At 54.0% G+C, this 23,501-nt stretch carries 20 protein-coding genes and 1 riboswitch; of the genes, 8 read left to right on the plus strand and 12 right to left on the minus strand.

The features are described from left to right. Positions 1–66: 66 nt before the first annotated feature. From HV213_RS27485 to HV213_RS27500, 4 genes are all read right to left on the minus strand, one after another. Positions 67–276 (minus strand): CsbD family protein, encoded by a 210-nt coding sequence (locus HV213_RS27485; RefSeq protein ID WP_110274589.1) that lies wholly within the window; start codon positions 274–276, stop codon positions 67–69. Positions 277–412: 136 nt separating this feature from the next. Then, complete coding sequence (dinF, locus tag HV213_RS27490) at positions 413–1,729, minus strand: MATE family efflux transporter DinF (RefSeq protein WP_181484031.1); 1,317 nt, start codon at positions 1,727–1,729, stop codon at positions 413–415. 71 nt (positions 1,730–1,800) lie between these two features. Continuing rightward, on the minus strand, positions 1,801–2,409 hold the full coding sequence (gene lexA, locus HV213_RS27495; RefSeq protein ID WP_112215896.1) for a transcriptional repressor LexA: 609 nt from the start codon (positions 2,407–2,409) through the stop codon (positions 1,801–1,803). 122 nt (positions 2,410–2,531) lie between these two features. Continuing rightward, positions 2,532–2,900, minus strand: coding sequence for a diacylglycerol kinase (locus tag HV213_RS27500; RefSeq protein ID WP_181484032.1), 369 nt, complete (start codon positions 2,898–2,900; stop codon positions 2,532–2,534). 129 nt (positions 2,901–3,029) lie between these two features. On the opposite strand from HV213_RS27500, the gene plsB reads away from it, so the two are divergent. Next, positions 3,030–5,453 carry a glycerol-3-phosphate 1-O-acyltransferase PlsB gene (gene plsB / locus HV213_RS27505; RefSeq protein ID WP_181484033.1) on the plus strand — a complete coding sequence of 808 codons (2,424 nt, stop codon included), beginning with the start codon at positions 3,030–3,032 and terminating at the stop codon, positions 5,451–5,453. Between the two features lie 109 nt (positions 5,454–5,562). Here plsB and ubiA read toward each other — a convergent pair whose 3' ends face one another. The 5 genes from ubiA to malK all read right to left on the minus strand — a co-directional run bounded on the left by ubiA (position 5,563) and on the right by malK (position 10,737). Beyond that, positions 5,563–6,432 carry a 4-hydroxybenzoate octaprenyltransferase gene (gene ubiA / locus HV213_RS27510; RefSeq protein ID WP_181484034.1) on the minus strand — a complete coding sequence of 290 codons (870 nt, stop codon included), beginning with the start codon at positions 6,430–6,432 and terminating at the stop codon, positions 5,563–5,565. Between the two features lie 12 nt (positions 6,433–6,444). Beyond that, positions 6,445–6,942 carry a chorismate lyase gene (gene ubiC / locus HV213_RS27515; RefSeq protein WP_181484035.1) on the minus strand — a complete coding sequence of 166 codons (498 nt, stop codon included), beginning with the start codon at positions 6,940–6,942 and terminating at the stop codon, positions 6,445–6,447. Between the two features lie 188 nt (positions 6,943–7,130). Then, on the minus strand, positions 7,131–8,054 hold the full coding sequence (gene malM, locus HV213_RS27520; protein ID WP_181484036.1) for a maltose operon protein MalM: 924 nt from the start codon (positions 8,052–8,054) through the stop codon (positions 7,131–7,133). A 112-nt stretch (positions 8,055–8,166) separates the two neighbouring features. Further along, positions 8,167–9,456 carry a maltoporin gene (locus HV213_RS27525; protein ID WP_181484037.1) on the minus strand — a complete coding sequence of 430 codons (1,290 nt, stop codon included), beginning with the start codon at positions 9,454–9,456 and terminating at the stop codon, positions 8,167–8,169. A gap of 171 nt (positions 9,457–9,627) precedes the next feature. Continuing rightward, positions 9,628–10,737 (minus strand): maltose/maltodextrin ABC transporter ATP-binding protein MalK, encoded by a 1,110-nt coding sequence (gene malK / locus HV213_RS27530; protein WP_110277223.1) that lies wholly within the window; start codon positions 10,735–10,737, stop codon positions 9,628–9,630. A gap of 369 nt (positions 10,738–11,106) precedes the next feature. Here malK and malE point away from each other — a divergent pair, with 369 nt between their 5' ends. The 4 genes from malE (at position 11,107) to xylE (ending at position 17,209) form a co-directional block, all read left to right on the plus strand. Then, entirely contained in the window at positions 11,107–12,297 is a 1,191-nt protein-coding gene (gene malE / locus HV213_RS27535) for a maltose/maltodextrin ABC transporter substrate-binding protein MalE (protein ID WP_110277224.1), read from the plus strand. Positions 12,298–12,483: 186 nt separating this feature from the next. After that, a complete protein-coding gene (malF, locus tag HV213_RS27540) occupies positions 12,484–14,028 on the plus strand; it encodes a maltose ABC transporter permease MalF (RefSeq protein ID WP_181484038.1) in 1,545 nt (514 codons plus the stop codon). 156 nt (positions 14,029–14,184) lie between these two features. Then, the gene (malG, locus tag HV213_RS27545; protein WP_004109572.1) at positions 14,185–15,075 is read left to right on the plus strand and encodes a maltose ABC transporter permease MalG; all 891 of its coding nucleotides are present in this window, start codon (positions 14,185–14,187) and stop codon (positions 15,073–15,075) included. Between the two features lie 658 nt (positions 15,076–15,733). Continuing rightward, on the plus strand, positions 15,734–17,209 hold the full coding sequence (gene xylE, locus HV213_RS27550; protein ID WP_181484039.1) for a D-xylose transporter XylE: 1,476 nt from the start codon (positions 15,734–15,736) through the stop codon (positions 17,207–17,209). Between the two features lie 43 nt (positions 17,210–17,252). Here xylE and psiE read toward each other — a convergent pair whose 3' ends face one another. After that, complete coding sequence (gene psiE, locus HV213_RS27555) at positions 17,253–17,663, minus strand: phosphate-starvation-inducible protein PsiE (RefSeq protein WP_181484040.1); 411 nt, start codon at positions 17,661–17,663, stop codon at positions 17,253–17,255. Positions 17,664–17,807: 144 nt separating this feature from the next. Here psiE and HV213_RS27560 point away from each other — a divergent pair, with 144 nt between their 5' ends. After that, a complete protein-coding gene (locus tag HV213_RS27560) occupies positions 17,808–18,317 on the plus strand; it encodes a GNAT family N-acetyltransferase (RefSeq protein WP_181484041.1) in 510 nt (169 codons plus the stop codon). Between the two features lie 8 nt (positions 18,318–18,325). Next, on the plus strand, positions 18,326–18,784 hold the full coding sequence (locus HV213_RS27565; RefSeq protein WP_181484042.1) for an acyltransferase: 459 nt from the start codon (positions 18,326–18,328) through the stop codon (positions 18,782–18,784). A gap of 117 nt (positions 18,785–18,901) precedes the next feature. Here HV213_RS27565 and pgi read toward each other — a convergent pair whose 3' ends face one another. Beyond that, positions 18,902–20,551, minus strand: coding sequence for a glucose-6-phosphate isomerase (pgi, locus tag HV213_RS27570; RefSeq protein WP_112215904.1), 1,650 nt, complete (start codon positions 20,549–20,551; stop codon positions 18,902–18,904). Positions 20,552–20,904: 353 nt separating this feature from the next. Further along, positions 20,905–21,138, plus strand: a riboswitch (Lysine riboswitch). A 180-nt stretch (positions 21,139–21,318) separates the two neighbouring features. Between pgi and lysC the strand changes: the two genes are divergently transcribed. Further along, positions 21,319–22,668, plus strand: coding sequence for a lysine-sensitive aspartokinase 3 (gene lysC, locus HV213_RS27575; RefSeq protein ID WP_112215905.1), 1,350 nt, complete (start codon positions 21,319–21,321; stop codon positions 22,666–22,668). A 41-nt stretch (positions 22,669–22,709) separates the two neighbouring features. Here lysC and HV213_RS27580 read toward each other — a convergent pair whose 3' ends face one another. Continuing rightward, the gene (locus HV213_RS27580) at positions 22,710–23,498 is read right to left on the minus strand and encodes a nucleotidyltransferase domain-containing protein (RefSeq protein WP_181484043.1); all 789 of its coding nucleotides are present in this window, start codon (positions 23,496–23,498) and stop codon (positions 22,710–22,712) included. Positions 23,499–23,501 lie beyond the last annotated feature (3 nt).

Raw genomic sequence — 23,501 nt, forward strand, 5'->3', positions numbered from 1 at the left:
GTATCGGTACCTCCATGTACCATTCGGGCAGGCAATAACCACGGGTTAAAACACGAACGTTAGTCACTACCAGCGATAATCGTTTTTAGTTTCCCAATCCTTCACTTCTTTCTCGGCCTGGTCTTTGGCGTATCCATAGCGTTCCTGAATTCTGCCAACCAGCTGGTCGCGCTTACCCTCGATGACGGTCATATCATCGTCGGTAAGTTTGCCCCATTGTTCTTTCGCTTTACCTTTCAACTGTTTCCAGTTACCGCCGATTTCATCTTTATTCATCATGTCATCCTCATCGTTCGGTGATCGTTCGGTGAATGAACAGCCCGCTGTGTGCCGGACATGACTTAACTATAGATGAGTATTCTGAGTAAGATTTATTATTCGGAATCTTTAACCACCATCTGAACAATGCACGCTATGAAAACCAGGTGCCGCGCTGCCAGTGACGCCGCCAGACAATCGCCAGTGAAGCCCCGCGCAGGGCAAGAAACACCGCCAGCGCTAACCATAGACCATGATTACCAAGAACCGGCACCATCAGCAGCGTCAGGGCGAATCCCGCCGCCGCTACCGCCATGCTGTTACGCATCTCTGCCCCGCGCGTTGCGCCGATAAACATACCATCCAACAGGTAGCACCAGACGCCAATGACCGGCAGTATTGTCTGCCAGATGAGATAGCGGTCGGCAAGCTGCTGCAGAGAAGGGAGCGACGTTAACAAGGCGATAATCTGCTCGCCAGCAAGGCTGTAAATCAGCGCAAACGCCAGCGCTACCATGCCAGACTGACGGCAGGCCGCACGCCATACCTCAAGCAGTTGGCTGCCGTCGCGGGCACCGTAAGCCTGCCCGGAGTGTGCCTCCACGGCGTAGGCGAAACCATCCAGCGCGTAGGCGGTAAAGGTCAGCATCGTCATCAACACCGCATTGACCGCTACAACATCAGCGCCGAGCCGGGCACCGTATACCGTCATCGCCCCAAAGCATAGCTGTAGCAGCAGCGAGCGCAGCATAATGTCGCGGTTCAGCGCCAGGAGACGACGCACATCGCCGCGCCAGGCGTTTTTCAGCATCGATAGCGAAACGCCCCGTAGTACCAGCACGCGTTTCGCCATAACGAGTCCGATGAAAAAGGTGGCGTATTCTGCTGTTACGGTCGCCAGAGCTGCGCCCTGCACGTTCATATGCAGGCCCATCACCAGCCATAAATCAAGCACGATGTTGAGTACATTGCCGACAACCAGCAGGATCACCGGTGCACGGGCATACTGCACGCCCAACAGCCAGCCCAGCAGCACTAGATTCGCCAGAGATGCCGGAGCGCTCAGCCAACGAATCTCGAGGAAACGGCGGGCCTGTTCAAGTACCGCATCACTGCCGCCGACGATGTGCAGCGCCAGATTAATTAACGGCATTCTGAATAGGACGATGGCTATCCCGGCAGCCAGTGCCAGCCCCAGCGGCTGCACCAGCGCACGCGCCAGCCGTTGCGGATCTTTCGCGCCGAATGCCTGAGCCGTCAGGCCCGTAGTACTCATGCGCAAAAACAGGAGCAGCATGAAGAGAAAGCTGGTCGCCATCGCGCCAACCGCAACGCCGCCCAGATAAACCGGACTATCAAGATGACCAATAACGGCGGTATCCACCAGCCCCAGCAAAGGAACGGTGATATTGGAGAAAATCATGGGCAGCGCTAAGCGCCACAGGGCTTTATCGGCGGCGTTAAAAAGCATGAGGAAGAGCCCAGATGAAGAAGGAAAACAGCGCAGCACCATGCATCAGATGATGCTGCGAGATGAAGAGGTTACTGCCAGTTGCCGTTGCGGATAACGCCGACAGCCAGACCTTCAATAGTGAAACTTTGCTGGCGTAAATCCACCACGATCGGGGTAAATTCGCTGTTTTCAGGCAGCAATTCGACGACGTTACCCTGTTTTTTCAGACGCTTCACGGTGACTTCATCGTCAATGCGGGCCACAACAACCTGGCCATTGCGCACATCCTGAGTTTTATGTACCGCGAGCAGGTCGCCATCCAGAATACCGATGTCTTTCATCGACATTCCGCTTACGCGCAGCAGAAAATCGGCATTCGGCTTAAACATTGCCGGATCGACCTGGTAGTGGCCTTCGATGTGCTGCTGTGCGAGCAGTGGTTCACCTGCTGCAACGCGGCCGACAAGCGGCAGGCCGCTTTCTTCTTCCGTCAGCAGACGGATACCGCGGGAGGCACCGGAAACGATCTCGATTGCGCCTTTACGCGCCAGCGCTTTCAGGTGTTCTTCCGCCGCGTTTGGGGAACGAAACCCCAAGCGCTGAGCAATCTCCGCACGCGTCGGCGGCATGCCCGTCTGGCTGATATGATCCCGAATGAGATCAAACACCTCTCGCTGCCTGGTCGTTAACGCTTTCATTCCGCCCCCTGGGTGTATATACAGTTATGCTGTGAGTATATACAGCTAACGGTGATTTTGGAACCACATTTCACACAAAAATCAGGAGTTTCTTTCCGTTTTGCGAGCCGTCATGGCAAGACTTAGCGGTAGTTTGCCCACAACAGCGTTCCCCATGTGATCAACGCGATAATAATCGCCAACAGGACCGCCGCAGAGCCCATATCTTTCGCGCGGCCAGACAACTCATGATGTTCAGGGCCAATACGGTCAACGACCGCTTCAATCGCGCTGTTGATAATTTCAACTATCATCACTATCAGGACCGAGCCAATCAGCAAAACGCGCGTGATGGCATCGACATCCAGCCAGCAGGCTATCGCCACGGCAATAATGGCAGCGATGCCTTCCTGACGAAATGCGGCCTCATTGATCCACGCCGCACGGAATCCTTTCCAGGAATACCCCGCTGCTTTAACGATTCGAGTTAACCCAGTGGTATTATTGGCCATCAAACAAACCTTTTTATGTAAATGACGTCAATGAGTGTACGCGTTTGCCGCGTTACAACGGAAATTTTGCGCACTTTCTGTTATTCTTGCGGCGCATTTGCATGATTAACCAGAGGCTTCACATCGTCTATGTCTGGCTGGCAACGAATTTACTATAAATTACTGAATTTACCATTAAGGGCACTGGTAAAAAGCAAGTCAATTCCGGCACAACCTGCTCAGGAATTGGGCCTGGATACCTCACGTCCCATCATGTACGTCCTGCCCTACAATTCGAAGGCGGACCTGCTGACGCTTCGCGCTCAATGTCTGGAACATGAATTACCGGACCCGCTTGAGCCGCTGGAGATCGATGGTACCCTGCTTCCCCGCTACGTGTTTATTCACGGCGGGCCGCGTGTTTTCACCTACTACACGCCAAAAGAAGAATCCATCAAGCTGTTCCATGATTACCTGGATCTGCACCGTAACCATCCCGATCTTGACGTGCAGATGGTGCCGGTTTCGGTGATGTTTGGTCGTGCGCCAGGCCGTGAAAAAGGCGAAGTAAACCCGCCGCTGCGTATGCTAAACGGCATTCAAAAATTCTTCGCCGTTTTGTGGTTGGGTCGCGACAGCTTTGTGCGTTTCTCGCCTTCGGTCTCTCTGCGCAAAATGGCAGACGAGCACGGTACCGATAAAATTATCGCCCAAAAGCTGGCCCGCGTAGCGCGTATGCACTTCGCCCGTCAGCGTCTGGCGGCGGTCGGCCCGCGCCTGCCTGCGCGCCAGGATCTGTTCAACAAGCTGCTGGCGTCAAAAGCCATTGCCCGCGCGGTCGAAGACGAAGCGCGTAGCAAGAAAATCTCCCACGAGAAGGCCCAGCAAAACGCCATCGCCTTGATGGAAGAGATCGCCGCAAACTTCTCTTATGAAATGATTCGTCTGACCGACCGCGTACTGGGTTTCACCTGGAACCGGCTGTATCAGGGCATTAACGTCCACAACGCCGAGCGCGTACGCCAGCTGGCGCATGAAGGCCACGAGATAGTCTATGTTCCATGCCACCGCAGTCATATGGACTATCTGCTGCTCTCTTACGTCATCTATCACCAGGGTCTGGTGCCGCCGCATATCGCCGCCGGTATCAACCTGAACTTCTGGCCTGCCGGGCCGATTTTCCGTCGTGGCGGCGCGTTCTTTATTCGCCGCACCTTCAAAGGGAATAAGCTCTATTCGACAGTGTTCCGCGAATATCTCGGCGAGCTGTTCAGCCGCGGTTACTCCGTGGAGTACTTCGTTGAGGGCGGTCGTTCACGTACCGGACGCCTGCTGGACCCGAAAACCGGCACCCTGTCGATGACGATCCAGGCGATGCTGCGCGGCGGTACCCGCCCTATCACCCTGGTGCCGATTTATATCGGCTACGAGCACGTGATGGAAGTCGGTACCTACGCCAAAGAGCTGCGCGGGGCGACGAAAGAGAAAGAGAGCCTGCCGCAGATGTTGAAAGGCCTCAGCAAACTGCGCAACCTCGGCCAGGGCTACGTCAACTTCGGCGAACCGCTGCCGTTGATGACCTATCTCAACCAGCATGTCCCTGACTGGCGCGAGGCTATCGATCCTATCGAAGCGGTCCGTCCGTCATGGTTGACGCCGACGGTGAACAATATCGCCTCCGATCTGATGGTGCGTATCAACAATGCCGGCGCGGCAAACGCCATGAACCTGTGCTGTACCGCGCTGCTGGCCTCGCGTCAGCGTTCTCTGACCCGCGAGCAGCTCACCGAACAGCTGGAGTGCTATCTCGCCCTGCTGCGCAACGTGCCTTATTCGCCGGATGCCACAACACCTGAGACCTCCGCCAGCGAGCTTATCGACCACGCGCTACAGATGAACAAGTTCGAAGTCGAGAAAGACACCATTGGCGATATCATCATTCTGCCGCGCGAGCAGGCAGTGTTGATGACCTATTACCGCAACAACATCGCCCATATGCTGGTGATGCCGTCGCTGTTAGCCGCCATTGTGACCCAGCATCGTCGCATTACCCGCGCCGAAATATTGCGTCATGTCGAGATGTTCTACCCGTTCCTGAAAGCTGAGCTGTTCCTGCGCTGGGAAAAAGCTGAACTGGCAGGCGTCGTCGATGCGCTGATTGCTGAGATGCAGCGTCAGGGGCTGATCGCCCTGAGCGAAGACGAAGTGAGCGTCAATCCGTCTCACGCCCGCTCTCTGCAACTGCTGGCCGCAGGCGCGCGTGAAACGCTGCAGCGTTATGCCATCACTTTCTGGCTGCTGAGTGCCAACCCGTCCATGAACCGCAGTTCGCTGGAGAAAGAGAGCCGCACCGTGGCTCAGCGTCTGTCCGTGCTGCACGGTATTAACGCGCCGGAGTTCTTCGATAAGGCGGTATTCAGTACTCTGGTGTTGACCCTGCGTGACGCAGGCTATATCAGCGATACCGGGGATGCCGAGCCGGAAGAGACGTTGAAGATCTACCGCATGCTGGCAGACCTGATTACTTCTGATGTGCGTCTAACGATTGAAAGCGTTACCCAGGATGAAGCGTAACGTTTAAAGAAAACTCCCGGCTTGCGCTACGCTTAGCCGGGCTACCAGAACAATGCGGTTTTGTAGCCCGGCTAAGGCGTTTACGCCGCAAGCCGGGTAAACCACAAAACTACTGCATATACCCCATCGCCAGACCGAGAAACAACACCAGTCCCACGTAGTTATTGTTTAAAAATGCCTTAAAGCAGTCATCGCGTTCACGTTTGAAAATCAGCTTCTGCTGCCAGACAAACAGCGCTGCGGCGATAAACAATGACCAGTAATACTCCCAGCCCAGACCGCTCAGCCAGCCCACCGCCGCCATCAGCGCCAGTACAGCTACCTGTAAGATCCCGATAATTAAGCGGTCGTTGTCACCAAACAGAATCGCCGTCGACTTAATGCCGATCTTCACGTCGTCATCGCGGTCGACCATCGCATACTGGGTGTCGTAGGCCACCGCCCACAGAATATTGGCGAGAAACATCAGCCAGCAGCTCAACGGCAGAGATTCGCTCACCGCTGAAAAGGCCATCGGAATCGACCAGCCGAACGCCGCGCCTAGTACCACCTGCGGCAGGTGGGTGTAGCGTTTCATAAACGGATAGACCCAGGCCAGCGCCAGCGCAGCGACCGACAGCAAAATGGTCATGGTGTTTAAGGTCAACACCAGCAGAAATGAGAACAGCACCAGCACAACAAACAGCGTTCGCGCCTCTTTTTCGGTGACGTCGCCGCTTGGCAGCGGGCGGCGGGCGGTGCGCTTAACGTGGCCGTCAAACTTACGATCTGCATAGTCATTCACTACGCAGCCGGCAGCGCGCATCAGCCAGACGCCCGCGACAAAAACGGCGAGGATCCACAGCGGTGGTATCCCCGGCGTTGCTACCCACAGCGCCCACAGCGTCGGCCACAGCAGCAGCAGCGCGCCGATCGGTTTGTCAGTCCGCATCAGGCGGTGAAACGCCAACAGCTTGTTCTGCGTCAGACTCCACTCCATTTTCTCTTCCTCTTAATACAACGGCGATGCAGGCAGAAACAATTCTGTCAGCAGCAGCGGTTTGCCACTCAGCCGAAGGCGGGAACGACGCCCCCAAAGCTCTGCATGACGACCGATTTCAATAAAATCACGGGTTAGCGTAGACGACGTAAACAGATAGCGGCCCAGCGGCGTCTGCCCAAGCTGTTGCAGCGCCAATTCCGGACCATTGAGCGTCGACTCCGGCACGATAGTCCGACCGGCCAGCCAGGGTTCATCATCGGCACAAAGGATAATTTCCCGCAGCCAGTAGCGCGGTTCATCCGCGAGCAGGGTCTCTTCACCCGCCAGCGCTTCGCGTCCAACAAAACCTTCGTTCACCATGATGACGCTGATTTTTTTCCCTTGTTGCTCAAAACGTTTGGTCATTGAGTCTTCAAGCAATAACCAATCGCGCAGATGCGCGTCCAGCGGGGGCTGAGTGGCAAAATAACGCAGCGCACGCAGTTGCGTCAGCGCAGGATGTGACATGCCTGATTCTCCGGAACATAACGAGAAACTATTGTATCGCAGAATGGGGCGGTGGGGGCGGGCAAACGTCAATATACGATCATCCGCGCAACAGCCATGCAACAGCGGCTATCGCGCGATAAAAAAAGGTGCGCCCAGGCGGACGCACCTAAAGGCTGTGCCTAAACATCAGCATTGTGGGGAGACGATCACCCCTTGCCTTTTACACTGCTGATAAAGGTGGAACGAGCAGATTTCGAGCCGAGACGTTCAGCTTCGTTCATCAATTTCAGAGCCTTGTCGATATCGCCTTTCGCGACAGCCTGCTTAATACCGTTGTTAAAGTAGGTTTCGGTGTCATCAAGCATCGGCTCGCTTTTCGCCGCCGGAGCTGGGGCAGCTACCGGTGCAGCAACAGGCGCCGCCGTATTACCGACGGTTACAGGGCCAGGGCCGGAAGAGCCAAACAGCGGGCCGACCAGCACGCTAGAGCCGCTATTGGTTTTCACTTTTAGCTTCAGCACGCCATCAGTGGTGTGCCTGGCAATCGGGTCTGGAATATCAGGTATGGCATTGCCTGCGCCTTTAGCGTAAGCCTTCGCCGGATCCATCAGCGTTGTGGTTTGCTGTAAATCTTTTTCCGTTGTAAAGACCAGCACATACAGCTTCTGCTGTCCTAATGCCGGAGTCAGGCGCATCACGCCCTCAAGCCGATCTGCGGTCATCACGCCAGGCTGCTGATAGGTAAAATAGCTGCTGGGGAAGAACGCAGCTGGCGTCATATTCTGGTCAAGAATCAGTACGTTCGGGGCAAAAATTTGTTTTTGCTTATTCACTTCGCTAGTGAGCGTCAGGGTCAGCTCGCCAATATTCGCCGGAACGCTCCAGGCGGCAACCGGGCCAGTGATACCAGCAACATCTAAACGTTGCCCGCCAGTGAGTAAATCAACGGACTGCGTCTTAGATTGATCAACCGGAGTCCAGACTAATTGCTGCAGGGCAACGCCAGGTATGGAGGGGGCTGAACTGGTGTTTTGCGGGACGAAGTTGACATCGGCAAAGCTAATCCCCGGCACGCATGCCAACATCCCTGCGGATAGATACAGGGCGACGAGAGTTTTCTTCATTTTCATTGTTCTCACCTCGGATTGCATAGGTTTAGCGGTGGCCAGGCAATAGCGCGCTAATCCTGAATAATCAGGAGGGGCATAAGCCCCTCCGTGTTACGACATATTGACTACTGAATTACCACCAAACTTCCATCTGCGCGCCGAAGGTGACTTCGCTATCGCTACCGCGGCTATTAGTCAGGAGACCATTACCGCTGCTGTCTTTAGTCTGCAGACCGGAGGTGTTGCTGTTACCCCAGTTTTCATCCCATTTCGCGTAGGTGGCGAAAATACGGATTGCCGGGCGGGACCAGACGCTGTTACCTGCCTGCCATTGCTGGGCCAGAGTAATTTTGTACTGGTTGTTGTTTTCGCTGGTGCGCTGAGATTTCACGTTGTCGTAACCGACTTCCAACTGGGTGCTCATGATCGGCGTCCATTTGTACATCGGACGAACACCGACGGTGTACCAGGTAGAACCGTTGTTGCTGTCCAGATCCACATCCTGGTACATCGCAACGTACATCAGGCCCCAGTCATCGTTGAAGTCCATCGCGCCGTGATCCAGAACGCGGATCATGCTGCCTTTGTTATCAATGCTGGTGCCTTGAGAGTGGCCGCTGTTCCAGGAAGTCATCGAGTCGGTTGCATACTGAACAACAAACTTGTTGAAACCGCCCCAGATAGACTGAGTATGTTCACCAGTCAGCATCACGCCGTCTTTCGACGCGCCATCAGCCAGACGGTAGTCATCCTGCGGGTTAGCACGGCCATAATCCACGCCTAACTCCAGTACGCCGCCTGGGTTAATTTCCATACCGGCCAGACGCACGTCGAAGACGTCATTCGCGGTTTTAGAAGCATATTTCTTGGTGTCATCGCTGGAGAAAGTGTAAGAACCGCCGCTTTCAGAGTTACGTGTAGCTGCCAGAGAGAGTTTACCGAAGCCGACATCCACGTTTTCCAGACCCGCACCCGGACCAGAGATATCCCAGTAGTAGAAGTCGATCATATGAACGTCATGACGCTGGTAGAAGCGCTTACCGGCCCACAGGGTAGAACCCGGTAACCAGTCAATCAGGTTTTTACCCTGGATGTTAGCTTCACGGAATGCCGGAGAGGTACTTTCCCAGTCATCCTGTTGGTCTACGGAATACGCGACGTTAGTATCGAAATAAAAACTCTTGTCACCCTCTTTCCATAATTCCTGGCCCAGCTTCAGTTCCGCATAGGTTTCACATTCGTTACCGAGACGGTATTTACTTTGAGCACCTGTTGCTTTGAAACATTCCTGTGAACCACCGCTACCGGTCCAGCCGATACCAGAACGAGCATAGCCATGGAAATCAACGGCCAGCGCCTGAGCAGACATAACGCCTGCTGCAACGGCGATCGCCAGTGGAAGTTTGCGCAGAGTAATCATCATTCTATCTCCTGAGATCATTGCTTTTCTTTGAACACTTCACCCTTCGGGCTGCCTCTTTGTTGGCTGCGCTCACTCACCCTGGTCACGTACTTTTGTACGCTCCCAGGGATTCATTCCCTTGCCGCCTCGATGCAGCGCGAATGGTTTTGTGTTTTTTTTTAGTTAGAAGCCTTACACGCCCGGCTCTTTATGCAGCCGACGACAAGCGGTGCCATCCTCACGGAATAAATGGCAACGCTCCGGCGGCAAGCCGATGGCGAATGTGGCTCCCTCTTCGACCAGCACCACGTCGTTCTGGCGGTAAACCAGGTTTTGACGGATGGCGGGGATCTGGATATGAATTTGTGTTTCGTTACCAAGCTGTTCCACCACCTGAATCACGCCTTCGAGGGTGACGTCAGCGATATCGCTGGGCAGCAGATGTTCCGGGCGAATCCCTAAGGACATATTCGCGCCGACCTGAACGCGGGCGCTGTCCACCGGCAGCCAGATTTGCTGGCGGTTAGGCAGTTCCACCTGAACCTGTTCAATGGCGGTAGCGGTGACTTTAACCGGCAGGAAGTTCATCTTCGGCGAGCCAATAAAGCCCGCGACGAAGCGATCCGCCGGGTAGTGATAAAGCTCAAGCGGTTTCCCGACCTGCGCGACGCGACCGGCATCCAGTACCACGATTTTGTCAGCGAGGGTCATCGCCTCGACCTGATCGTGGGTCACGTAGATCATCGTGCGCCCAAGGCGCTTATGCAGACGGGAAATCTCGATACGCATCTGTACGCGCAGCGCGGCATCAAGGTTAGAGAGAGGTTCATCAAGCAGGAAAACGCGCGGTTCGGCCACCAGGGTACGGCCAATCGCCACACGCTGACGCTGACCGCCGGAAAGCGCTTTTGGTTTACGCTCCAGCAGATGAGCCAGTTGCAGGACTTCTGCTACCTGGGTGACGCGTTGATTAATCAGGTCTTTTTTGGCACCGGCCAGCTTCAGGCCGAAAGACATGTTTTCCGCGACGGAAAGGTGGGGGTAAAGCGCATAAGACTGAAACACCATCCCGATACCACGTTCGGCGGGCGGGACATCGTTCATTCGGGTATCGCCAATCATAAGATCGCCGCTGGTCACCGTTTCCAGCCCGGCAATCATACGCAGCAGGGTGGATTTGCCGCAGCCCGATGGGCCAACAAACACGACGAACTCCCCATCCTGGATCTCGAGATTGATATCTTTCGATACCACCACGTCGCCCCAGGCTTTCGTTACATTTCGCAGCTGTACGCTCGCCATGCCCTTCTCCCTTCGTTACAACCAGTCACTTAACGACACATTCAAGATGGGCTGACTATGCGGTATTCATAGATATGGTAAATCCTCCACCCCCGGCTTTTTTATGGGGGAGGAGACGGGAGGATGAGAGATGACGTCTCGCCTCCGGGGGGGACGGGCTGATACCGATTTCGTGATGCAGGCGACAAAAATGGCCTCGTTTTTATGTGCTCCAGGGCTCATAACCGGCGATTCTGCAATGGAGATCACACAAACGATGGGTGGGGCGTAGACATAGGGAGGATGGAAAGAGGTTGTTAAAAAAGGAAACTCATCACCGTTAAGCCATCCAAGTGTATCCACGAGCACATCACCAAATAGGACGGGTATATGAAAATCAAAACTGGCGCTCGCATCCTCGCGCTGTCTGCATTGACCACGATGATGTTTTCCGCCTCTGCCCTCGCGAAAATAGAAGAAGGTAAGCTGGTTATCTGGATTAACGGCGACAAAGGCTACAACGGCCTCGCTGAAGTCGGTAAAAAGTTCGAAAAAGACACTGGCATTAAAGTTTCCATCGAGCACCCGGACAAGCTGGAAGAGAAATTCCCGCAGGTTGCTGCAACCGGCGACGGCCCGGACATCATCTTCTGGGCCCATGACCGTTTCGGCGGCTATGCCCAATCTGGCCTGCTGGCAGAAATCACCCCGGACAAAGCCTTCCAGGACAAACTGTATCCATTCACCTGGGACGCCGTACGCTATAACGGCAAACTGATTGCCTACCCGGTCGCGGTAGAAGCGCTGTCGCTGATTTACAACAAAGACCTGGTACCAAACCCGCCGAAAACCTGGGAAGAGATCCCTGCGCTGGATAAAGAACTGAAAGCGAAAGGTAAGAGCGCGCTGATGTTTAACCTGCAAGAACCGTACTTCACCTGGCCGCTGATTGCTGCCGACGGCGGTTACGCGTTCAAGTTTGAAAACGGCAAATATGACGTGAAAAACGTTGGCGTTGATAGCGCTGGCGCGAAAGCAGGCCTGACCTTCCTGGTCGACCTTATCAAAAACAAACACATGAACGCCGACACCGACTACTCCATCGCTGAAGCGGCATTCAACAAAGGCGATACCGCGATGACCATCAACGGTCCGTGGGCATGGTCTAACATTGATAAGAGCAAGGTTAACTACGGCGTTACCCTGCTGCCAACCTTTAAAGGCAACGCGTCCAAACCGTTCGTTGGTGTTCTGAGCGCCGGTATTAACGCCGCCAGCCCGAACAAAGAACTGGCGAAAGAGTTCCTCGAAAACTACCTGATGACCGACCAGGGTCTGGATGAAGTGAACAAGGACAAACCGCTGGGTGCCGTTGCGCTGAAATCCTTCCAGGAGAAACTGGAAAAAGATCCGCGTATCGCCGCCACCATGGCGAACGCCCAGAAAGGCGAAATCATGCCGAACATCCCACAGATGTCCGCTTTCTGGTATGCCGTACGTACCGCGGTTATCAACGCAGCTAGCGGTCGTCAGACCGTCGATGCCGCGCTGAAAGATGCACAGGCTCGCATCACCAAGTAATACAGTTTCCCTTATTTCTAAGGAAATAAGGTTTATTGAATACGTTGTTACACGAAATCATTCGCGCTACATCGAGGCGGCAAGGATGCAAATCCCCAGGAGCTTACATCGGTAAGTGACTGGGGTGCGCATCCGCAGCCAACAAAGAGGTAGCGCGAAGGATAAAGTGTAAAGAGGATGATCCCCATGGATGTCGTGAAAAAGAAACACTGGTGGCAAAGCCCGCAGCTCACATGGTCTGTGATCGGCTTGCTGTGCCTGCTGGTGGGTTACCTTGTTGTTTTGATGTACGCCCAGGGGGAGTACCTGTTTGCCATCATGACGCTGATTTTAAGCTCGGTTGGCCTGTATATTTTTTCCAATCGCAAGGCCTATGCCTGGCGCTATGTTTATCCGGGTGTTGCCGGGATGGGACTGTTCGTTCTGTTCCCGTTGATCTGCACCATCGCTATCGCTTTTACCAACTACAGCAGCACCAACCAGCTGACCTTCGAACGCGCTCAGCAAGTGCTGATGGACCGCTCTTTCCAGGCGGGTAAATCCTACAACTTCGCACTCTATCCGGCTGGAGATGAGTGGAAGCTGGCGCTGACCGATGGCGACAGCGGCAAAAACTACCTTTCCGATGCGTTTAAATTCGGCGGCGAGCAGAAGCTGGCCCTTAAAGAAGCCGATGCGCTGCCGGAAGGTGAACGCGCTAACCTGCGCGTCATTACGCAAAACCGTACCGCCCTGAACCAGCTGACCGCGATACTGCCCGACGAAAGCAAAGTCATCATGAGTTCGCTACGCCAATTCTCCGGCACCCAACCGCTGTATGCGCTGGCGGATGACGGCATGCTGACCAACAACCAGAGCGGCGTGAAGTATCGTCCGAATGCTGATGTTGGCTTCTACCAGGCCATTAACGCTGATGGCAGTTGGGGCAGCGAGAAGCTGAGTCCTGGCTATACGGTGACCATCGGCTGGGATAACTTCACCCGCGTGTTCCAGGACGAAGGTATCCAGAAACCGTTCTTCGCGATCTTCGTCTGGACGGTAGTGTTCTCCATCCTGACAGTCATTCTGACCGTCGCAGTGGGGATGATTCTCGCCTGCCTCGTGCAGTGGGAAGCCCTAAAAGGCAAAGCGATTTACCGCGTACTGCTGATTCTGCCTTACGCCGTACCGTCGTTTATCTCGATTCTGATTTTCAAAGGGTTGTTCAACCAGAGCTTTGGTGAGATCAACATGATGCTCAGCGCGCTGTTCGGCATTAAACCGGCCTGGTTTAGCGACCCGATTACCGCACGTACCATGATCATCATCGTCAACACCTGGCTCGGCTATCCGTACATGATGATTCTGTGCATGGGCCTGCTGAAAGCGATTCCTGACGACCTGTATGAAGCCTCGGCAATGGACGGCGCAACCCCGTTCCAGAACTTCTTTAAAATTACGCTGCCGCTGCTGATCAAGCCGCTAACGCCGCTGATGATCGCCAGTTTCGCGTTTAACTTTAACAACTTCGTGCTGATTCAGCTGTTGACCAACGGCGGGCCGGACCGACTCGGCACCACCACGCCAGCGGGCTATACCGACCTGTTGGTGAGCTATACCTACCGTATCGCCTTCGAAGGCGGCGGCGGCCAGGACTTCGGCCTCGCGGCGGCTATCGCTACGCTGATCTTCCTGCTGGTAGGCGCGCTGGCGATTATTAACCTGAAAGCCACACGTATGAAGTTTGATTAATTGGAATAACCAGGCGTCATTGGCGCGGGCAGTTTGGGCTCGGCCAGCGCGGAAGAACCGGAGCGTACACGTAGTACGTGAGGATTCTGAGCTCTGCCCGAGTTCAAAATGGCAAGCAAAATAGCCTGGAGCGGTATCAAGGGGAGTAAAAATATTATGGCTATGGTTCAACCCAAATCTCAGAAGCTGCGTCTACTGACGACGCACCTCCTGCTGCTGATTTTTATCGCGGCGATTATGTTCCCGCTGCTGATGGTCATCGCTATCTCGCTGCGCGAAGGTAACTTCGCCACCGGTAGCCTGATCCCTGAAAGTATCTCCTGGGAGCACTGGCGACTGGCATTAGGCTTTAGCGTTGAACACGCTGACGGTCGCGTCACGCCACCACCCTTCCCGGTCCTGCTGTGGTTGTGGAACTCCATCAAGGTGGCGGGCATTACCGCGATTGGTATCGTCGCGCTCTCTACCACCTGTGCTTACGCTTTTGCCCGTATGCGTTTCCCGGGTAAAGCCACGCTGCTCAAAGGGATGCTGATTTTCCAGATGTTCCCGGCGGTTCTGTCGCTGGTTGCTCTGTATGCCTTGTTTGATCGCCTCGGCCAGTACGTGCCGTTTGTCGGCCTGAATACCCACGGCGGCGTAATCTTCGCCTATATGGGCGGTATCGCGCTGCACGTCTGGACGATTAAAGGGTATTTCGAAACCATTGACGGCTCGCTGGAAGAAGCAGCGGCGCTGGATGGTGCGACCCCGTGGCAGGCTTTCCGCCTGGTGCTGCTCCCGCTGTCGGTGCCGATTCTGGCGGTCGTGTTTATTCTGTCGTTCATCGCCGCAATTACCGAAGTGCCTGTAGCCTCGCTACTGCTGCGCGATGTGAACAGCTACACCCTGGCGGTCGGAATGCAGCAGTATCTCAACCCGCAGAACTATCTGTGGGGCGACTTTGCCGCTGCGGCAGTACTCTCCGCTATCCCGATTACCGTAGTGTTCCTGCTGGCCCAGCGCTGGCTGGTTAACGGCCTGACGGCAGGCGGAGTGAAAGGTTAAGTTTCATCGTTAGATACTCTAAATAATTCGCGTTGTCGAAAGGCGACAAGCCCGAGAATCCCCGGGAGCATAGATAACTATGTGACTGGGGTGAGCGGGCGCAGTCAACGCATCAACAACGTGAAGTATGACGAGTATACCCGCCCCAAATTTCAGAGGAGGGATGACGGTTTCGCGGCAATGCACGACCCCAACCGGGTATTGCCGCTGTCACCCTCAGCTGAAAAAGTAAGGCAAATGCCACTGCTATCCTCAACTGGACCCTACATAAATTATATTTGTGACTGTTGGTCAGCGGCCCTGGAGGCCGCTTTTTTTTATTCGCGTTTCAACAGTGATGCCCTGTCAGTCGGCGCGCAACAATGGACGATCGCTTGCAAACCTCGACTGATATTATCGCAACCTGTAATGATGACTAAGCCTTCTTTAAATGATTATCATTATGTTATTTTACATTACCGTTACGATTATTTTCTTTCGTGTCCCCCATCACAGCAATTCTATTTATCCTCGACCCGAGGGAAATTAATCAGAGTTAAGATCACAGAAAAGACAAAACGTAATTGAAATGTAAAATTTGATAATTGCCTGACCTGCCGCGGAAATACACCATCATTGGCACCGATAAAAAGGACTGGATCATCTAAGGCAGGTTTAAATGAACACCCAATATAATTCCAGCTATATTTTTTCGATTACGTTAGTTGCAACATTAGGAGGACTATTATTTGGCTACGATACTGCAGTCATATCCGGCACGGTTGAATCCTTAAATACTGTTTTTGTTGCCCCGCAAAATCTAAGCGAATCTGCCGCCAACTCATTGTTAGGGTTCTGTGTTGCCAGTGCACTGATTGGCTGCATCATTGGCGGCGCGCTTGGCGGCTATTTTAGCAACCGTTTCGGCCGCCGTGATTCGCTAAAAATCGCCGCGATCCTATTCTTTATCTCAGGTATAGGTTCTGCATGGCCAGAACTCGGTTTTACCGATATTAATCCGGAGAGCACTGTCCCGATCTATTTAACTGGATACGTACCTGAGTTTGTTATTTATCGCATCATTGGCGGTATTGGTGTTGGTTTAGCATCAATGCTCTCGCCAATGTATATTGCAGAACTGGCTCCGGCACACATTCGAGGGAAACTGGTTTCCTTTAACCAGTTTGCGATTATTTTTGGACAGCTTTTGGTGTACTGCGTAAACTATTTCATTGCCAAATCCGGAGACGCTAACTGGCTGAATACTGATGGCTGGCGATATATGTTTGCCTCAGAGTGCATTCCCGCACTGCTATTTTTAATACTGCTATATACCGTACCGGAAAGCCCGCGTTGGCTGATGGCTCGAGGTAAACAAGAGCAAGCGGAAGGCATCCTACGCAAAATTATGGGCAGTACGCTCGCCGTTCAGGCGATGCAGGAGATCAATCAGTCATTAGAACATGGTCGGAAAACGGGCGGTCGTCTACTGATGTTTGGCACAGGAGTCATTGTTATCGGCGTTATGCTTTCGATATTCCAACAGTTCGTCGGCATCAATGTCGTTCTCTATTACGCTCCGGAAGTCTTTAAAACACTGGGTGCCAGTACGGACGTGGCGCTGCTGCAAACCATCATCGTTGGCGTTATCAACCTGAGTTTCACCGTGCTGGCCATCATGACGGTCGATAAATTTGGCCGCAAACCGCTGCAGATTATTGGCGCTCTCGGTATGGCGGTTGGCATGTTCAGCCTCGGAACCGCGTTTTATACCCAGGCTTCCGGCCTGGTGGCACTGTTGTCTATGCTGGTTTACGTCGCCGCATTTGCGATGTCCTGGGGACCGGTTTGCTGGGTGCTGCTGGCAGAAATCTTCCCCAATGCGATTCGCGGCAAAGCGCTCGCCATTGCGGTTGCTGCCCAGTGGCTGGCGAACTACTTTGTCTCCTGGACCTTCCCAATGATGGATAAAAATTCGTGGCTGGTTTCCCATTTTCACAACGGCTTCTCCTACTGGATTTACGGCTGTATGGGAATTCTGGCTGCGCTATTCATGTGGAAGTTTGTGCCGGAAACTAAAGGCAAAACGCTGGAAGAACTCGAAGAACTATGGGAGCCCGTAGAGGAGAAAGTGCCGCAATCTTCTGCGCAATAATTAAAGTGCAAGCACGCTGCAGCTGATAGCGGCGTGCTGTCTTTTATTCGCGTTTCAGTCGGTTGGAGTTACACAGCCAGAGCGTAATCACCAGAATCAGGATCGCGGCGGAGTAAATCAGCACCGCCATCGGCGAGTCATGATCGATAATAATCAGGCGCACGATAGCGGTAATGCCGATATAGACAAAATAGCGTAGCGGGAAGTGAAATCCCGATTCGAAGTACTTCACAATCAGCGCAATAAACTCAAAATAGAGGAAGTAAACCACCAGCCCTTCCACCAGCTTGTACTTGCTGACTGGCTCCGGGGTAAACAGCACGTGCGCCAGATGCAGCGTCTCTTTGCCCAGAAAAACAATCAGAATAACCCCCAGGCACAGCAGGCCGAGGTTCAAAACGGTTTGCATTGCGGTTGCGATAAAACTCACCAACGGACGATAAACCGGCGGCATAGATACACCTCATAATCATCATTATTTGTGACCTGTATAACGCAAAAGTGTGATCCAGATCGACATTATTCGTTAACTTTTTGCCACCGGCGGCGTAGATGTAACAATCACTTGCCACACTGACAGGTTAAAAAGGAAACAACCATGTTCAAAATTCGTATTGCAGGGCCAGAAGATGCAGCCTTGCTCAACGAAATGGGTAATGCCAGCTACCGCCACCACTTTGCTCACCTCTGGCATAACGCCGACGAGATGGAACTCTACCTGCGACAAGAGTATTCCATGGCCTCTCTGGAACGCAGCCTGGCCGATACGCAGTGCTGCTGGTTAATTGCTGAAGCCACGCACCCGATTGGCTTTGCTAAATACGCCTGCCGCCAGGATATCAACTCCGATGGCCCGTCCGGCACGCTACTGCATAAGCTCTACCTGCTGCCTGACGCAACGGGGCATCGCTACGGCGAGCAGTTTTTTAACGCCGTTGAGACGCGAGCAAAAGAGGCCGGTGAAAGCTGGCTATGGCTGGAAGTGCTCGACGCCAATACCCGCGCCCGTCGTTTCTATGAGCGCCAGGGGATGCGGCACGTTAAAGACGTTGAATTTCATTCCGCCACCCAACAAAGCACATTACATATTCTGGCCAAACAGATCTGAGAGGCAGCATGCATACGCTTCGAGAAACTGCTATTCGCAACGTCACCAGCGGCGAGAACGTGGTGATTTACCAGCCCGCAAATCTCTACAACTGCACGCTTGGCGATAACGTCTTCGTCGGGCCGTTCGTTGAAATTCAGGGCCATACCCGTATCGGCAACAGCAGCAAAATTCAGTCTCATACCTTTATTTGTGAGTATGTGACTATCGGTGAACGCTGTTTTATCGGTCATGGTGTGATGTTCGCCAACGATATGTTCCGCGACGGTAAGCCCAACGCAGACCGCGAAAGCTGGGGGAGAATTGTAATTGGCGACGATGTGTCTATCGGCAGCGGTGCGACTATTCTGGCCGTGAACATTTGTGATGGTGTGGTGATTGGTGCGGGCAGCGTGGTGACGAAGTCGATTACCGAGAAAGGCGTGTGGGCGGGAAATCCGGCGAAGCTGTTGCGGCGGTTAGAATAAAAAATGCCGACCACGTGGGTCGGCATTGTGCTCGCATTTTTGCCGAGCGGCGGCTAACGCCTTGCACGGCCTACAAAACAATCTACCATCCGCAGGCCCGCTCAGACACCAGTCTAATTATGCACGCCAGGACTTATAGCGGTTAATCAGACCGTTGGTAGAGCTGTCGTGGCTGCTCACTTCGCTGCCATCTTTCAGTTCCGGCAGGATGCGGTTAGCCAGCTGTTTGCCCAGCTCAACGCCCCACTGGTCGAAGGTGAAGATGTTCATAATCACACCCTGAGTGAAGATCTTGTGTTCATACAGGGCAATCAGCGCGCCCAGGCTGAACGGAGTGATTTCACGCAGCAGGATGGAGTTGGTCGGACGGTTGCCTTCGAACACTTTAAACGGCACCACGTGGTCCAGGGTTGCTGGATCTTTACCCTGATCACGATATTCCTGCTCAACCACTTCGCGGGATTTACCAAACGCCAGCGCTTCGGTCTGCGCGAAGAAGTTAGACAGCAGCTTCGGATGGTGATCGGACAGCGGGTTGTGGGTAACCGCCGGGGCGATAAAGTCGCAAGGCACCATTTTGGTCCCCTGGTGAATCAGCTGGTAGAACGCATGCTGACCGTTGGTGCCCGGCTCGCCCCAGATGATTGGGCCAGTCTGGTAATCCACGGCGTTACCGTTACGGTCAACGTATTTACCGTTGGATTCCATGTTGCCCTGCTGGAAGTAAGCGGCAAAGCGGTGCATATACTGGTCGTACGGCAGAATCGCTTCGGTTTCAGCACCGAAGAAATTGTTGTACCAGATACCAATCAGCGCCAGCAACACCGGCAGGTTTTTCTCCGGCGCGGTGGTGGAGAAATGTTTGTCCATCGCATGCGCGCCGGACAGCAGCTCAACAAAGTTGTCGAAACCGACGGACAGGATGATCGACAGACCGATGGCTGACCACAGTGAGTAACGACCGCCGACCCAGTCCCAGAATTCAAACATGTTGGCGGTGTCGATACCGAATTCGCCCACCGCTTTACCGTTGGTAGAGAGCGCGGCAAAGTGTTTCGCCACGTGCTTTTCATCGCCAGCGGTCGCCAGGAACCAATCGCGCGCGCTGTGGGCGTTGGTCATGGTTTCCTGAGTGGTAAAGGTTTTAGAAGCGACCAGGAACAGGGTAGTTTCCGGGTTCACGCCTTTCAGCACTTCGGCGATGTGGGTGCCATCGACGTTAGACACAAAGTGCATATTCAGATGATTTTTGTACGGGCGCAGCGCTTCGGTCACCATGAACGGGCCAAGGTCGGAGCCGCCGATACCGATGTTAACCACGTCGGTAATCGCTTTGCCGGTATAGCCTTTCCAGTTACCGGAGATAATGGCTTCAGAGAAGGATTTCATCTTCTCAAGCACCGCGTTCACTTCCGGCATCACATCTTTGCCATCAACCACAATCGGAGTATTGCTACGGTTACGCAGCGCAACGTGCAGTACCGCACGGTCTTCAGTACGGTTAATCTTTTCGCCGGAGAACATGGACTTAATGGCGTCTGCCAGGAAGGTCTCTTTGGCCAGATCCTGCAGTTTTGCCAACGTCTCTTCGGTGATGCGGTTTTTGGAGAAATCCACCAGCATCAGATCGTCGAACGTTGCGGAAAACTTAGTGAAACGGTCGCTATCTTTCGCGAACAGGTCCGCGATGGTAACGTCTTTCATTTCATCAAAGTGTTTTTGTAGTGCCTGCCAGGCAGATGTCTGCGTTGGATTGATGTTTTTCATTAGCAATACTCTTCTGATTTGAGAATTGTGACTGCGGTCGATTGTAGCGCCGGTGGCGGAAAATTGTGATGATTTTTGTGTTATGCCGATGATACGTGTCAGAAATAGGGGCAATTTTGGGCAAAACGTCCCTGATAGTATAGCCATCATAAGGCTTTTTTCTTTCAGCCACTCGTGTATGAAAAATCCGCATAACCCTGACGTTGACATAGTTCACCTGAAGCCTTTATATAACGGCAATACCTATACATCCACGTAGGTATGTTGCTCGCGCATTTCACGCTACAGCGAAAGGGTATTGCAGGGGGGTATAATGACCCGCGTCCCCCCAGGCAAAGTGAAAGACGTCGGTAATTGCCAGAAGAGGTGCGTTGCCCAGGTAACCGTATTGGAGGAGCCAGTCCGGGGAAAATACGTGAGGGGGAGCAGCGCCGAGGTGAATAAGCGTCTGGTTACGCTCATCACCGGCCACAGAGGCTGAATCCTCTGGGTTGTCACCAGAAACGTTCGCAGTCGGGCGTTTCATACTCGCCAAATGGTGCAATGCATCAGGAAGCGGGTCTACAAGGTGGAGCACTTCTGGGTGACATCGTAGTTTGTTTATCGCTCTGCGCCCACCCTGTTTTTCGCTCTTCCCTTGTGCCATGGCTGAATAATTTGGCCTGGCTTATTAAGACATTTTATTGCAATCCGGATGCGTCCAGCCTTACCAGGATTGGTTGTCAGGAATCGTTTTAATAAGTCAGGCCCCCTGACACGAGGTTGTTATGACAGACTTAGTTATCGCCAAATTTGGCGGCACCAGCGTTGCCGATTTTGATGCCATGAACCGCAGCGTAGACGTCGCGCTGCTGGATGCCAATACCCGCGTGGTCGTGCTTTCCGCTTCTGCGGGCGTGACTAATCTGCTGGTTGCTCTGGCGGATGGGCTGGAACCTGGCGAACGCTTCGAGAAACTCGATGCCATGCGCCAGATCCAGTTCAATATCCTGGAGCGCCTGCGCTATCCGAACGTGATTCGCGACGAGATTGAGCGCCTGCTGGAAAATATTACCGCTCTGGCAGAAGCTGCATCGCTGGCGAGCTCAACCGCATTGACTGATGAGCTGGTCAGTCACGGTGAGCTGATGTCCACCCTACTGTTTGTCGAAATCCTGCGCGAGCGTGGTATCGCCGCCCAGTGGTTTGACGTGCGTAAAATTATGCGCACCAACGACCGCTTTGGCCGCGCGGAACCGGATATCGCCGCACTTTCTGAACTCACCCAACAGTTGCTGGCTCCGCGCCTTGCAGAAGGCCTGGTGATCACTCAGGGTTTTATTGGTAGCGAAGCCAAAGGCCGCACCACCACGCTCGGTCGCGGCGGCAGCGATTATACCGCCGCTCTGCTGGGCGAAGCGCTGCATGCGACTCGCGTTGATATCTGGACCGATGTTCCCGGCATCTATACCACCGACCCACGCGTTGCTCCGGCGGCCAAACGTATTGACGTCATCGCCTTTGAAGAAGCGGCGGAAATGGCGACGTTTGGCGCGAAAGTTCTGCATCCGGCAACTCTGCTTCCCGCCGTGCGTAGCGAGATTCCGGTATTTGTTGGCTCCAGCAAAGAGCCGAAAGCGGGCGGTACGCTGGTATGCAACACGACCGAAAATCCACCGTTGTTCCGCGCGCTGGCGCTGCGCCGCAAGCAGACTCTGCTGACCCTGCACAGCCTGAATATGCTGCACTCTCGCGGTTTTCTCGCCGAAGTGTTCGGCATCCTGGCGCGACATAATATCTCCGTGGATCTCATCACTACTTCAGAAGTGAGCGTGGCGCTGACCATGGACACCACCGGTTCCACTTCCGCAGGCGACACCTTGCTAACCCAGGCGCTGCTGACCGAGTTGTCTTCCCTGTGCCGCGTAGAGGTCGAGCAAGATCTGGCGCTGGTCGCGCTAATTGGCAATGATTTGTCGAAAGCGTGCGGCGTCGGTAAAGAGGTGTTTGGCGTACTGGAGCCGTTCAATATTCGTATGATTTGCTACGGCGCATCCAGCCATAATCTGTGCTTCCTCGTACCTGGCGCGGATGCTGAGAAAGTGGTGCAGAAGCTGCATCATAATCTGTTCGAGTAATTGCCAATAAAATGGCCCGGTACATATATCCCGGGCCATATTTATTTTCCCATCACCGTGGTCATCAGCAGCTTGTCCAGCTCTCTGGCATCGCCCGTCCGGCTATCCGGCAGCATCGGCGGAACCTCACCCCTTACCAGTTCTGACTGAATAAACGCATGCAACAGTGGGCGACGCGGGCCATACTCAGCTTCCCCAGCACGTTGTTTACGCTCCAGCAGCTCGTCTATTTCCTGACGTAACCCCGCTTCCAGTTCGCTCCCCGCCAGCAGTTCAGCAAAGCGCATCGGCGGCACGCCTTTTCCCGCCTCAACCCAGCGAACGGCCAGCAACGGACGCAGCACGTAGAAGTACTTTTTCAATCGCACATCGTCACCTTGCAGATAACCGCGAAAGTTTTTCCGCGCCATCGAGTAGTAGTGCCAGCGCGCACGAACCGGGGAAAACCATTGCGGAACCAGCGCCTTAAGCGCTGATATCGTCGCTGCATCTTGTTGATAAACTACCGGCGAATCCAGCCACTCGATAAGCGTCGGGTTCGCCCCTTTCAGCAAGCCCAGCGCCTTACGCCACTCCCAGCCGCAAACGTCCAGCTCATCGTCTATCGGCAATTCAATGACATCCCGCGGTAGCTCTACCCGCAGATACCATTCCGGTGGATGCACATAGAGAAATCGTACGTCATAGTCGCTGTCCGGCGAGGCAAAGCCCCAGCCCCGACTGCCGGACTCGCAGGCGTAGAGCACCCTGACGCCATAGCGTTTCTCTATCTCTTCCAGTTGCCGCTGCACCCGCTGGCGCATGGCGGTATCCACTCCGTTACACGTCATTTT

The organism is Klebsiella sp. RHBSTW-00484, from assembly GCF_013705725.1.
Classification (GTDB): domain Bacteria; phylum Pseudomonadota; class Gammaproteobacteria; order Enterobacterales; family Enterobacteriaceae; genus Klebsiella.

Coding starts and splice junctions, on each gene's coding strand:
- dinF (WP_181484031.1), bottom strand. CDS start 1,729: ATGCTTTTTAACGCCGCCGATAAAGCCCTGTGGCGCTTAGCGCTGCCC.
- ubiC (WP_181484035.1), bottom strand. CDS start 6,942: ATGTCACATCCTGCGCTGACGCAACTGCGTGCGCTGCGTTATTTTGCC.
- lysC (WP_112215905.1), top strand. CDS start 21,319: ATGACAGACTTAGTTATCGCCAAATTTGGCGGCACCAGCGTTGCCGAT.
- malF (WP_181484038.1), top strand. CDS start 12,484: ATGGATGTCGTGAAAAAGAAACACTGGTGGCAAAGCCCGCAGCTCACA.
- psiE (WP_181484040.1), bottom strand. CDS start 17,663: ATGCCGCCGGTTTATCGTCCGTTGGTGAGTTTTATCGCAACCGCAATG.
- malK (WP_110277223.1), bottom strand. CDS start 10,737: ATGGCGAGCGTACAGCTGCGAAATGTAACGAAAGCCTGGGGCGACGTG.
- ubiA (WP_181484034.1), bottom strand. CDS start 6,432: ATGGAGTGGAGTCTGACGCAGAACAAGCTGTTGGCGTTTCACCGCCTG.
- HV213_RS27500 (WP_181484032.1), bottom strand. CDS start 2,900: ATGGCCAATAATACCACTGGGTTAACTCGAATCGTTAAAGCAGCGGGG.
- malM (WP_181484036.1), bottom strand. CDS start 8,054: ATGAAAATGAAGAAAACTCTCGTCGCCCTGTATCTATCCGCAGGGATG.
- HV213_RS27525 (WP_181484037.1), bottom strand. CDS start 9,456: ATGATGATTACTCTGCGCAAACTTCCACTGGCGATCGCCGTTGCAGCA.
- malE (WP_110277224.1), top strand. CDS start 11,107: ATGAAAATCAAAACTGGCGCTCGCATCCTCGCGCTGTCTGCATTGACC.
- malG (WP_004109572.1), top strand. CDS start 14,185: ATGGCTATGGTTCAACCCAAATCTCAGAAGCTGCGTCTACTGACGACG.
- HV213_RS27565 (WP_181484042.1), top strand. CDS start 18,326: ATGCATACGCTTCGAGAAACTGCTATTCGCAACGTCACCAGCGGCGAG.
- plsB (WP_181484033.1), top strand. CDS start 3,030: ATGTCTGGCTGGCAACGAATTTACTATAAATTACTGAATTTACCATTA.
- pgi (WP_112215904.1), bottom strand. CDS start 20,551: ATGAAAAACATCAATCCAACGCAGACATCTGCCTGGCAGGCACTACAA.
- lexA (WP_112215896.1), bottom strand. CDS start 2,409: ATGAAAGCGTTAACGACCAGGCAGCGAGAGGTGTTTGATCTCATTCGG.
- HV213_RS27560 (WP_181484041.1), top strand. CDS start 17,808: ATGTTCAAAATTCGTATTGCAGGGCCAGAAGATGCAGCCTTGCTCAAC.
- xylE (WP_181484039.1), top strand. CDS start 15,734: ATGAACACCCAATATAATTCCAGCTATATTTTTTCGATTACGTTAGTT.
- HV213_RS27485 (WP_110274589.1), bottom strand. CDS start 276: ATGAATAAAGATGAAATCGGCGGTAACTGGAAACAGTTGAAAGGTAAA.
- HV213_RS27580 (WP_181484043.1), bottom strand. CDS start 23,498: ATGACGTGTAACGGAGTGGATACCGCCATGCGCCAGCGGGTGCAGCGG.